The sequence below is a fragment of the Bacillus sp. ISL-55 genome, from assembly GCF_018613155.1.
Taxonomy (GTDB): Bacteria; Bacillota; Bacilli; order Bacillales; family Cytobacillaceae; genus Mesobacillus.
In genome coordinates this window covers 1-11998 of the sequence record NZ_JAGGQU010000003.1, presented here as the reverse complement: position 1 = coordinate 11998, position 11998 = coordinate 1, and the positions used below count along the sequence as shown (strand labels likewise).

The window sequence follows — 11998 nt, the reverse complement described above, 5'->3', positions numbered from 1 at the left end:
CGCTATCCGGGGTATAGTTCACTAAGCAGGAAGCCTCTCTCTTGTAGGACGATTATTTAGTTTCAACCTCAACGATGACTTCATCAGTCACAGTTTCAGCCTTCTCATCAGTCGACTTTTCAAAAACAGCAAGTACTGCAGAAATAATAGCAGCAAACTTCTTAGCAACTTCACTTGCATATAAGCTAGCTTTAGATGCAGCTTTATTGTCAGCAGAAGGGTTTACTGTTTCTTCTTCAACAGCAGTATCATCTGCAGCAACTTCCTCAGTCACTTCTTCAGTAGCAGTTTCGTCAGTAGCAACTTCCTCAGTTACCTCTTCAGAATCAGTTTCGTCAGTAGCAACTTCCTCAGTCACTTCTTCAGAAGCAGTTTCGTCAGTTGCAGCTTCGTCAGTTGCAGCTTCGTCAGTTACCTCTTCAGCCGCAGTCTCGTCAGTTACAACTTCCTCAGTTACCTTTTCAGTAGCAGTTTCCTCAGTTGCAGCTTCTTCAGTAGCGGTTTCTTCTGTTGCAGCTTCTTCAGTCACTTCAACAGACAAAGCAACAGCTGAGTTTTTGTTAGCTTTTTCTTTTGCAACATTGCTAGCGTTGATAGCATTAGAGTTCATTTTGTTGGCAATTGAAGGAGATACTTCTGTTTTTTCTTCAATAACCTCTTCTTCAGTCAAATCTTCAGAAGCAGTTTCGTCAGCAGCAACTTCCTCAGTCACTTCTTCAGAAGCAGTTTCGTCAGTAGCAACTTCCTCAGTTACCTCTTCAGAAGCAGTTTCGTCAGTAGCAACTTCCTCAGTTACCTCTTCAGAAGCAGTTTCGTCAGTAGCAACTTCCTCAGTTACCTCTTCAGAAGCAGTTTCGTCAGTTACAACTTCCTCAGGTACTTCTTCAGAAGCAGTTTCGTCAGTTGCAACTTCCTCAGTCACTTCAACAGACAATGCAACCGCTGAATTTTCGTTAGCATTCTCTTTAGCAACATCGCTAGCATTGAAAGCACTTGACTTCATTTTGTTGGCAACAGAAGGAGATACTTTTGCGTCTTCATCAGTAACGTCTTCATCAGTAACGTCTTCATCAGTAACGTTTTCTTCAGTAGCGTCTTCTTCAGTAACATCTTCTTCAGTTACCTCTTCTTCAGTCACTTCAACAGACAAAGCAACAGCAGAGTTTTCGTTAGCTTTCTCCTTAGCCGTTTCACTTGCGTTGAAAGCTTTGGAATTAGCCTTGTTTAATGCAGAAGTGTTAACTTTTTCTTCAGTGTCGTCCTCTTCTGTATCTTCTTCGTCTTCTTCCTCAGTTTTCACTGTTGCATCTGTATCAAGATTGATGTCTTCAGAATCAGAGTCATTTTCGTCTTCTTTTTCTTCAGTTTTTACAGTTGCATCTGCATCAAGGTCGATGTCTTCAGAATCCTCATCAGATTCTTCTTCATCTTCCTTTTTCATTTCAGTGTCAGCGTCAAGCTCAGCTTCTTCTTCATCTTCTTGTTTTGTTGCTGTATTTTCTTCAAGCTCAACAGTTTCTTCTGATTCAGTATCTTTCTCTGTTTCATCAGTAACAACTGGCTCTGCTTCAATAACCTCTTCGACAACCTCTTCAACAACTGGCTCCTGAGTAACAACTTCTTCAGTTGGAACTTCCTCAGCTGGTGCTTGTTGAATAGTTGAGTGAACAGCTGCGTTTGGTGCTGCGTGCTTTTTAGCTGTTTCACTTGCATGAGTGCTGGCCTGTGATTTCGCTGCTCTTTCCTTAGCTTCCGCTTTTGGCGCTTTTACTTGAGGCTTGGCAGCAGGCTTTGCTGGAACAGCCGGTTTTGCTTTTACATCAGCCTTTTTAGCAGTTTGAGCCTTTGCTGGTTTCACTGCGTGAGATTGTTCAACCTTAACTTTTTCAGGTCCTGCAGCTTGAGTGAATTGTCCTCCAGTCAGTACCCCAATTGACAATACTCCAGCTAACATAAAAGACTTCACAACTTTTGTTCCATTAATATAGTTATTCATTTTAATAATTCGCTCCCTTTTTAATTAACGTTATCCGTGGCTATTGCGTCGGTATACGGTAAAAAAGCAGGAGCTTTGAGCGGTGGCGGTGATGGCGGGGCATTGACACACTGGCTTTGAAAAACAGCAACTCGCGATGTATAAGGCTGTAGGAGATTTGAATTAAATGATTCTTCCCAAACAAACCATTTATCGTTAATGAAGGTGCTCGGGTTTCCATAACTTGTCCTGTCACTTGACGGCCCCCCTGAAGCCTTCGTGCGTGAAGGAGGATTAGGCATGTTGTCACCTTTAGGATACCTCTCGTTTTTGGATGAATCCTTTTCATCATTTTTTGCTGGAGGTGTCTTTCTGCTTGCCGTATTTGCAGTAACTTTAGCAAATGACGATGTCATTAATGACTCCATGGATGGCTCAACCTTTTCCTTTAACCCAGGTGATCTACGCTTTGTTTCTTTTACGTAATTTCCCTTATTATGTATGAATTTTAAAGCATCTTTATTGCTAGAATTGCTGTGCTTGGTTTTATGTTTTACCTGTTTTGACTTCTCGTTGATCAATGCCTTAGCCTTTTGAGGGAGGGCCGCTTTCTCATTTTTCTTGAATGATGGAGCTTTCCCATTTGATTTCACTTCATCTGCAGGCTTCTCTTTCGGTTTTGCCTGGGCTGGTTTTTGAACGACTGGCTTCTGCACCGGATGGTTTTTGACAGCAGGTTCTGCTGTAGTTTTTTCAGAAGTCTTAGCATTCTCAGCCTTATCTGGCAGAGTAACTTGTTCAGCTGCCACAGGCTTTTGAGGATTTCCGGCATTTGACCCTTTTTCAGCAAAAGCGATGTCAGGTACCAACATAGCTGCACCAGCAATAAAGCCAGTAATGATCAGTTGTCGGAAGTGCATTCTTTCACCTCCTTTCAAAGCGGTAATCTATCTTTCCGAAATAGCATTCTGGTTTTTAAACCTCTTTTTGTCGGTTTTTGAAGAACTTTATAACAAACCGTTCTTTTAACCTACCAGGCTATTTAAAAAGATGTGTAAAGACCCGCTACGATTTACCTTTCTTTTTGGTACATATTAATTGGAGTGGAAAATTAATGGAATTATTCTTACTTGCCCTTTTATAAAAAAGGAGTAGAATGTTAGTTATGCTTTAACCGTTTAAATGAAAGAAGGAAACAACATGAAAAATCTTCAAATCTATCTAATCCTTACAGGGGTCATGTTTTTGTGGGGAATGAATGTAACGGCCCTTAAAATCATTGTAGGGAATTTCCCGCCAATCACCATCACCTCGCTCCGCGTCTTCACGGCTGGAGTCTCGGTGTTTATCATTCTATTTTTCTTGAAAAAAGTACGGCTGCCATCCAGGCAGGAGTGGAAATATATATTAGGCGGCTCGATCCTGAATGTGACTGGCCACCATTTATTCCTCGGCATTGGATTAAAAGTGACTTCGGCTGTCAACGGAGGACTGATTCTCGGTATGGGACCATTGCTGACTGCTTTGATGGCGATTTTATTTCTTGGTAAACGGCTGACATTTGTACGGACTCTTGGTTTTATCTTCGGAGGGATCGGCGTCTCATTGACTGTGATGGCAGGAAGTGCTGGAGTTTCAGGCATGTCGATTGGCGACTTTTATGTATTTCTATCCATTCTCTCACAGGCGATCAGCTTCATCATTATCTCCAAAGCAGCGAAAACTCTCGATCCACGTCTGTTAACGGGATATATGCTGATCTTCGGTTCAATCCTGATGTTTTTCATCGGACTGTGGAAGGAGCCAAGTGGATTAACAAGCTTAGGAAGTGCTTCGATCGGGGTATGGAGCGTGTTTTTCGCATCAGCGATCTTCGCCACCGCAGTAGGGCATATGCTTTACAATTACGCAATCGGCAAGGCCGGACCGGCGGAAGCATCCATATTCCTGAACTTGAATACATTCCTGTCAATCTTGTTCGCAGCCATCTTCCTCGGGGAGCATATTACTTCTTCTCATCTGCTGGGATTGATTTTCATCGTTTCAGGTGTCATATTCGGCTCAGGAGCGCTTGAGGAACTGGTACTGAGAAACAAGATGAAACGGAACGCAGCTTAATATTGAAATTAGATGCAGGGCTTATGCTCTGCATTTTTTTTGCTTAAAGAAACCCTATTTAATAAAATCCAACGGGGATAAAACTCAATCCAACGAGGATACACTCAACCCTAAGGGTATAAACTTTCAATCAAATGAAAAATTCCACATGACTCAGGTTGGCTGGGCGGAGGTTTCCAAGTGTCCATTTTTCCATGAAACTGTCCTGATACTGGACACTTCTATCGCATAATCTCTTGATATTCATGCTAAACAGACCTGGCACGATTCTTGCTTTATATAAAACTAACAATTTTATAAAAGTGGAGGTCAAACAAAATGAAAATGAGTGAAGCAAGAGCGATTGTTACAGGCGGAGCGTCTGGGTTGGGGGAAGCGACTGTCAGAAGGATTGTAGAGCAAGGGGGAAAGGCTGCGATACTCGATTTGTCAGTGGAACGAGGTGATGCTCTCGTCAAAGAACTTGGGGAACAAACAGTTTTTATCAAAACTGACGTAACGAGTGAGGAAGAAGTATCGAATGCTATTAGTAAAGCGATTGAATCATTCGGATCAATCAACACGGTTGTTAACTGTGCCGGGATTGGGGTAGCGGGCAAGCTGTTATCACGAAAAGGTGTTCATTCCCTGGACATGTTTTCAAAAGTAATCTCCATCAACCTAATTGGAACCTTCAATGTCATCAGGCTTGCTTCGGAGCAGATGTCGAAAAACGAAGCGAATGAACTTGGTGAGCGGGGCGTCATCATTAATACAGCATCCGTTGCAGCATTTGACGGCCAGATCGGGCAGGCTGCCTACAGTGCTTCAAAGGGCGGTGTTGTTGGAATGACGCTGCCAATTGCAAGGGAGCTTGCTGCTTTTGGTATCCGTGTCATGACAATTGCACCAGGACTTTTCCATACACCGATGTTCGATTCGCTGCCTGAAGAAGCAAGGGACTCGCTTGGTAAAATGGTGCCATTCCCGCAGCGGCTTGGCTATCCCGAGGAATATGCCCAGCTTGCTGAAAGCATTTTGACAAATCCAATGCTGAATGGAGAAACAATCCGTCTGGATGGCGCCATCCGCATGCAGCCGAAATAAGTTATTCGACAAATACTTGAATTTTGATGGAACTATTATTCAACTCAGAGCCTGCTCCTCATTTGGGAGCAGGTTTTTTTAGGTCCAAAGTGTACCTTTGTCTAATGGTGCTTTATAATTAAAGTTATAATATTCAGAAATCTATCAGGTGAAGGAGGGAAATGATTGATTGAATTCAAGGATATTGTGACTCCTGTCGACTGCGACGTCACGGATGAAACAACATTGCAAGAAGCGCTTGAAATTTTTAAAAAGAAGAAGTGGAATCTGCTGCCGGTGACAGATGCACAACAGAATTTGCAAGGTGTTTTTACCAGGAGCGGGCTTTATCAGATGGTCCTCGATGGCAGTTCGCTGGATGCACCAATCCAGCCATACATAAAGAAGGAAGCAAGGTCAATCCGGATTGATACTCCTTACCGGGAGATCGAGCAAATTGTAAAAACAAGCAAGGTTGGCACAGGAGTTGTGCTGGATGAGCAAAACAAGGTCACCGGTTTACTGACCAAGACCGAGATGGTGGGCGCTCTCTTGAAATCTGCGAATACACTCAAGGACCAGCTGGAAACCATCCTGCAGCACTCCAATATCGGGGTGCTCATGACTGACGGCGGTATGCACGTAGTTTATGCAAATGAAGCTTTTGCCAAAATCAGCGGGAGGTCTATTGAATCACTAATGTCCAGGGCGCTTGACGAGATTTTTCCAGGTTTGCTGAACGAAGGTAATACGCCCCATCATTATGAAAAATTCAAATCGATTCTTCATATCTCTTCCTATGAAACTGTCAATCATGAAGAAGGAAAAATTTTATTGTTTCAGGATATTTCCGAATTTGAAAAAATGGCAGAAGAACTGGAGACAGTCAAAAAACTGAAGCTGACAATCGAGACGACGCTCGAGAATGCGTATGATGGAATCCTCATGACTGACGAAAAGAAAATGATTACTATGGTCAGCCCGCCGCTGCTCGAACTGTTCAGTCTGGAAAAAACGGAAGTTTTATATAAACCTGTTGATCAAGTACTTCCGCAGTTGAAGCTTGGAAATGTATTTAGTTCGGAAATGGCGGAAGTCAGCGATTTTCACGAAATGAACGGAATAAGATATATTGTCCATCGAATTCCAATCAAGAAGGATGGCAAGGTAATCGGAGCGATTGGGAAAGTGATGTTCCGCCAGTTGAATGAGGTCAGCGAGCTGTTCAAGAGACTTCAAAAAGCCGAGAACAAGGCAAGCTTTTACCACCAGCAGCTGCAGAAATCAGAGTCGGCCAGATTTACCTGGGATCATATATTCAGCAAAGATCCTTATATGGAAAAATTAAAGAAAAGCGCGGCAAAAGCAGCGAAAGGAAGGTCCACAGTACTGGTCAGGGGAGAAAGTGGGACAGGGAAGGAATTGTTCGCACATGCGATCCATAATAGCAGTGCCCGGAGCGATGGCAAGTTTGTTGTCGTCAATTGTGCCGCTATCCCTGAAGACCTGCTTGAATCGGAGTTTTTTGGATATGAAGAAGGTGCCTTTACAGGAGCAAAGCAGCGCGGTAAAATCGGCAAGTTTGATCTGGCGAATGGCGGGACGCTTTTCCTCGATGAAATTGGGGATATGTCACTGTCCCTCCAGGCAAAACTGCTGAGAGTCCTGCAGGAGCGGGAGTTTTACAGGGTAGGCGGAAATGTCCGGGTTAAGGTCGATGTCCGTATTATCGCCGCGACAAACCGCAACCTGGAAGAGATGGTGAAGCAGGGGGAATTCAGGGAGGACCTATACTATCGCCTGAATGTCATATCGCTGAATATTCCGCCGCTAAGAGAACGTGTGCAAGATGTCGAGTATTTGATCACTGGTTTAATGAAAGAATTGAACACCATGCTGGGCACGAGCATCACTGGTATCTCATCACAGGCAATGATGGCACTCCTGCGCTACGGGTGGCCAGGCAATGTACGGGAACTGAGGAATGTCCTTGAGAGGGCAATGACCTTTGCCGAGCACGGGAAGATTCAGGCTGAGGATTTGCCTGATTACTTAATGTCGCAGCTATCCGGTCCGCTCGCAGCACAAATCAGCCTTGCAGAAGATGCCGAGCTCGGAGCCATCAGAAAAGCCCTTGCGCAGGCGAACGGAAACAAAGCAAAGGCAGCAAGACTACTGGGCATCAGCCGCTCAGGCCTTTATGAAAAAATAAAGAAGTACCAGCTGAGCGTGTAGGTTCGAACTGGAAAAAACACGTGGTTTTTTCCAGTTCGCCAATAAATCCTGAAAATCGCCAATAAAATTAAATTATCGCCAATAAAGTTGTGAACTCCGCCAATAAAATTTGAAAATCGCCAATAAAGTTGTGAACTCCGCCAATAAAGATAGAGCTAGTCATTAATGTGGTGCATAACACCGCAATAATTAAGAAAATCGCCAATAAAAATAGACCATTTCCCTGAATGTTGTGTACAACAACAATTAAATTTTGGATATCTTCTATAAAAACAGAACTTCATTCAATGAATTTTTTCAACATCCTCTAATAAAAACTAGATATGAGCCATTCTCCTTTCAACATCCCGGATCTTAATCGAGTAATCGATGTCAAAGTGTCCAAACAGGGTGTCCAATTTCCGGACACTTCGGTGAACACAATCAATGATTCGTCCTTGGTTTTACTGTGTTTCATCGTTTTCGGAAAATTGGCATAATTATTGCATGTAAAAAGATGAATGCGTTTTCAGATTTAACCAAGGGGGAATTTGTGTATGGATATCGGTTCATATTTAGCGCAAAATGCGAGGAAAACACCGGAGAAGCTTGCGATTGTTTGTGAAGGAAGAAGTTATACGTACCGGCAGTTCAATGAGGAAGTGAACAAGCTTGCTCACGGATTGCTCAGTCTAGGCATTCACAAAGGCGATAGAATGGCGTTAATGATGAAGAACTCTGATCAGTTTGTGTTTGCTTTTTTTGCAGGAGCTAAAGTCGGGGCGGTCATCGTGCCGGTGAATTTCCGCCTGACAGCATCCGAGGTCCATTACATACTGGAACAATCCGGCACTGTGCTGGCAATTTGTGATGATGAGTTCGAGGATATCATTACTTCAGCACGTGAAGGAACAAATGCAGCGCATGTCATCACGACTGGAACCCCTAAAGCAGTTGGACATCATTCCTTCGAAAATGTCCTATCCGAAAATTCTGCTGAACCACAAATTGAAGTCAGAGATGACGATGACCTTGAAATCCTGTACACGTCAGGGACGACCGGCAGGCCAAAAGGTGCCCTGTTTGACCATAAACGAGTGTTCAATGTCGGCTTGACGATGATGATCAGCATGGGCATCAACCAGGAGGAACGAATCCTCCATATCGCCCCGCTGTTCCACTCAGCACAGCTTAATCTATTCCTGGTTTCGGGCGTCGTCCTTGGGGCCACTCATATCATCCATCGGGACTTTCATCCGGTTACAACACTTCAAGCGATCCAGGAAAATAAAATCACCCACTTTTTTGGAGTACCGGCGATGTACAACTTTATGCTGCAGGTGCCGAATGCATCTGACTACGACCTTACCTCGATCAAAAGATGCGGATATGGCGCTGCGCCAATGGCTCCGGAACTGGTCCGCAAGAGCATGGAGCTGTTCAAGACTGACCAATTTTATAATCTGTGCGGCCTGACCGAAGCTGGCCCTGGCGGCATCCTGCTTGGTCCAGAAGGACATAAACACCATCTTGGAAAGGGTGGGAAAGCAGCTTTCCTGACCGAAGCCAGGGTTGTAGATGAAGAAGGGAAGGATATCAAGCCTGGTGCAGTCGGTGAGTTCATCATCAAAGGCGAGTCCATTATGAAAGAATACTATAAGAAGCCTGAAGAAACGGCTAAAACAATCAAAAACGGCTGGCTGTATACCGGTGACCTGGCAACGGTCGATGAAAACGGATATATCACACTTGTCGACCGAAAAAAAGACATGATCATTTCCGGCGGGGAAAATGTCTATTCCATTGAAGTAGAGGAAGTTCTTTATGAACATCCCGCTGTGCTGGAGGCAGCAATCATCGGTCTTCCTGATGAAGTCTGGGGAGAAGCTGTCTGCGCAGTCATCGTACCAAAGCAGGATGCAATTGTTGATGAACAGGAACTTAAGACTTTTTGCCGTCAAAAATTAGCCGGCTACAAAGTTCCGAGGAAAATATTTATCGAAGAGGCATTGCCAAGGAATGCTTCAGGTAAAATCCTGAAATACCAGCTTCGCCAGAAACTGAATGAAGTGAAGCTTTAATAGTTTGAGAGAAAAGGGGAGATACAAAAATGAAACACCCTTATTTAACGGATGACCATGAAATTTTTCGTAGATCGCTTAGGAAGTTTTTAGAAAAGGAAGCATATCCTTTCTACGACCAGTGGGAGGAAGAGCGGATGATCCCGCGATCCTTTTGGGAGAAAATGGGCGAGCAGGGTTATCTTTGCCCTGATATCGATGAAGAATACGGCGGAAGCGAAGTCGACTGGGGTTTCGCAGTTGTTATCAACGAAGAGCTCGAGCGGGTTGGATCAGGCCTGGTGGGTGTCGGGCTGCATAATGACATTGTGGTTCCTTATATCACTACCTATGGGACAGAGGAGCAGAAAAAACGCTGGCTGCCAAAATGTGCGACAGGTGAAATCATCAGTGCAATTGCGATGACAGAGCCTGGGACGGGTTCGGATCTGGCGAATATCCAAACGACAGCAATTCTTGATCGCGACCATTATATTTTAAATGGGCAAAAAACGTTCATCACTAACGGCATCCAATCTGATTTGATTGTCGTTGCCTGTAAAACCGACCCTAAGGCGAACCCGAAGCATAAAGGAGTCAGCCTGCTTGTCGTAGAGCGCGATACACCAGGTTTTTCACGAGGCAGGAAATTGAATAAGGTGGGGCTGCACTGTCAGGATACGGCGGAACTCATTTTCGAGGATTGCCGTGTGCCAAAAGAGAATTTGCTTGGAGAAGAAGGGAAGGGCTTCCTTTACTTAATGGAAAAGCTCCAGCAGGAACGCCTCTTGGTTGCGATTGCGGCACAGACAGCGTCTGAGGTGATGCTGAAGCAGACGATCGAGTATGTAAAAAGCCGTGAAGCCTTTGGCAAGCCGGTGAGCAAGTTCCAGAATACACAATTCAAGATTGTCGAGATGGCAACAGAAATAGAGATGAGCAGGGCTTTCCTTGACCAGCTGATTGCCGAGCATATCGAAGGCAAGGATGTTGTCACAAAGGTATCGATGGCAAAGTGGAAGATGACAGACAGCGCGAAAAAAATTGCGGCCGAATGTATGCAGCTGCATGGCGGCTATGGATATATGGAAGAATACGAGATTGCCAGAAGGTTCCGTGACATCCCGGTTGCCAGCATTTATGCCGGAACGAATGAAATCATGAAAACCATCATTGCCAAAAACCTGGGATTGTAGAGAAAAAGATTTTCAGAAAGGAAGATGAACATGCGTGAAGTGGTAATCGTCGAAGCTGTCAGGACTCCTGTTGGCAGAAGAAAAGGTTTATTGAAGGATATCAGGCCAGATGAGCTGGCTGCAGAAGTTCTCAAAGAGGTTGTGAAGCGAGCTGGAATCGATGCAGGGCTTGTTGAAGATGTCATTCTCGGCTGTGTGACACAATCAGGTGAACAGGCAGGGGATATTGCCAGGGTTGCGGCTTTGACTGCCGGTTTCCCGATTGAAGTACCAGGAACGACCATTGACCGCCAGTGCGGGTCAAGCCAGCAGGCAGTCCATTTTGCTGCCCAGGCAATTCTGGCAGGGGATATGGACGTCGTCATTGCCGGCGGCGTCGAGAATATGACACGGACTCCCATGGGCTCCAATTACCAGGAAGCTAACCCTTTTAGTCCTAAATTACGAGAACAACACGAGATGATCCATCAAGGACTATCTGCAGAACGGATCGCGGAGAAATACGGTTTTACCCGCCAGGAGCTTGATGAATTTTCAGCCGAAAGCCATCGCCGTGCTTTGAAGGCGCAGGCTGAAGGTTATTTTAAAAAAGAAATCATGCCGCTTGAGGTCACCCTTGAAAATGGCGAAACAACTTTGATGACCGAAGATTCAGGACCTCGTGAAGGAACGACGCCTGAGGTTCTGGCTGGTTTGAAAACGGTCTTCAAAGAGGATGGTGTCATCCATGCTGGAAACTCGAGCCAGATCAGTGATGGTGCCGGAGTCCTGCTTTTGATGAGTCGTGAAAAAGCCGAGGAGCTGGGCTTGAAACCGCGCTTCAAGGTCCACACCAGAGTAGTGGTAGGTTCAGATCCCACGTTGATGCTGACAGGACCGATTCCCGCAACGGAAAAAGTCCTCAAAAAAGCCGGCCTGAAGCTTGAGGAAATTGATGTATTCGAAGTGAATGAAGCATTCGCACCTGTTCCAATGGCATGGCTGAAGGAAACAGGCGCAGACCCTGCGAAGCTGAATCCGAATGGAGGGGCAATCGCGCTCGGACACCCACTTGGAGCAAGCGGCGCCCGCCTGATGATCTCGATGATGCATGAGCTTGAACGGACAGGGGGCCGATACGGTCTGCAAACAATGTGCGAAGGACACGGCATGGCGAACGCCACCATCATTGAACGCCTGGATTGAATGTGACCAAACACGCATTGGCGCCCATAAGCAGCAGAAAAGAAGAAAATAGGTCACCAATGTGGTCTATTGGTGCCCATAAGCTGCAGAAAAGAGAAAAACAGGTCACCAATAAGGACTATTGGTGACCAAAAGCAGCAGAAAAGAGAAAAACAGGTCACCAATGGACCTCCGTCAAGAAAACG

Annotated in this window: 8 protein-coding genes; 6 read left to right on the top strand and 2 right to left on the bottom strand. The window is 45.0% G+C overall.

The window, feature by feature from the left end; genetic code table 11:
- Positions 1-52: 52 nt before the first annotated feature.
- The gene (locus J7E32_RS02115; RefSeq protein WP_214902932.1) at positions 53-1996 is read right to left on the bottom strand and encodes a midas domain-containing protein; all 1944 of its coding nucleotides are present in this window, start codon (positions 1994-1996) and stop codon (positions 53-55) included.
- A 20-nt stretch (positions 1997-2016) separates the two neighbouring features.
- Positions 2017-2895 (bottom strand): hypothetical protein, encoded by an 879-nt coding sequence (locus tag J7E32_RS02110; RefSeq protein ID WP_214902929.1) that lies wholly within the window; start codon positions 2893-2895, stop codon positions 2017-2019.
- A gap of 280 nt (positions 2896-3175) precedes the next feature.
- On the opposite strand from J7E32_RS02110, the gene J7E32_RS02105 reads away from it, so the two are divergent.
- The 6 genes from J7E32_RS02105 to J7E32_RS02080 all read left to right on the top strand — a co-directional run bounded on the left by J7E32_RS02105 (position 3176) and on the right by J7E32_RS02080 (position 11813).
- On the top strand, positions 3176-4093 hold the full coding sequence (locus J7E32_RS02105) for a DMT family transporter (protein ID WP_214902927.1): 918 nt from the start codon (positions 3176-3178) through the stop codon (positions 4091-4093).
- A gap of 318 nt (positions 4094-4411) precedes the next feature.
- On the top strand, positions 4412-5179 hold the full coding sequence (locus tag J7E32_RS02100; protein ID WP_214902925.1) for a 3-hydroxyacyl-CoA dehydrogenase: 768 nt from the start codon (positions 4412-4414) through the stop codon (positions 5177-5179).
- A 165-nt stretch (positions 5180-5344) separates the two neighbouring features.
- Positions 5345-7393: a sigma-54-dependent Fis family transcriptional regulator gene (locus J7E32_RS02095; RefSeq protein ID WP_214902923.1), complete on the top strand. Its 2049-nt coding sequence runs from the start codon at positions 5345-5347 to the stop codon at positions 7391-7393.
- A 536-nt stretch (positions 7394-7929) separates the two neighbouring features.
- Positions 7930-9453, top strand: coding sequence for a class I adenylate-forming enzyme family protein (locus J7E32_RS02090; RefSeq protein ID WP_214902921.1), 1524 nt, complete (start codon positions 7930-7932; stop codon positions 9451-9453).
- Positions 9454-9482: 29 nt separating this feature from the next.
- Positions 9483-10628, top strand: a complete 1146-nt coding sequence (locus J7E32_RS02085) for an acyl-CoA dehydrogenase family protein (RefSeq protein ID WP_214902919.1) — start codon at positions 9483-9485, stop codon at positions 10626-10628.
- 30 nt (positions 10629-10658) lie between these two features.
- A complete protein-coding gene (locus J7E32_RS02080) occupies positions 10659-11813 on the top strand; it encodes a thiolase family protein (protein WP_214902917.1) in 1155 nt (384 codons plus the stop codon).
- The last annotated feature ends 185 nt before the right edge of the window (positions 11814-11998 follow it).

What these genes read in the sequence shown, in the direction of transcription:
- J7E32_RS02090 (WP_214902921.1), top strand. Translation starts at nt 7,930, where the DNA reads ATGGATATCGGTTCATATTTAGCGCAAAATGCGAGGAAAACACCGGAG.
- J7E32_RS02080 (WP_214902917.1), top strand. Translation starts at nt 10,659, where the DNA reads ATGCGTGAAGTGGTAATCGTCGAAGCTGTCAGGACTCCTGTTGGCAGA.
- J7E32_RS02105 (WP_214902927.1), top strand. Translation starts at nt 3,176, where the DNA reads ATGAAAAATCTTCAAATCTATCTAATCCTTACAGGGGTCATGTTTTTG.
- J7E32_RS02115 (WP_214902932.1), bottom strand. Translation starts at nt 1,996, where the DNA reads ATGAATAACTATATTAATGGAACAAAAGTTGTGAAGTCTTTTATGTTA.
- J7E32_RS02100 (WP_214902925.1), top strand. Translation starts at nt 4,412, where the DNA reads ATGAAAATGAGTGAAGCAAGAGCGATTGTTACAGGCGGAGCGTCTGGG.
- J7E32_RS02110 (WP_214902929.1), bottom strand. Translation starts at nt 2,895, where the DNA reads ATGCACTTCCGACAACTGATCATTACTGGCTTTATTGCTGGTGCAGCT.
- J7E32_RS02085 (WP_214902919.1), top strand. Translation starts at nt 9,483, where the DNA reads ATGAAACACCCTTATTTAACGGATGACCATGAAATTTTTCGTAGATCG.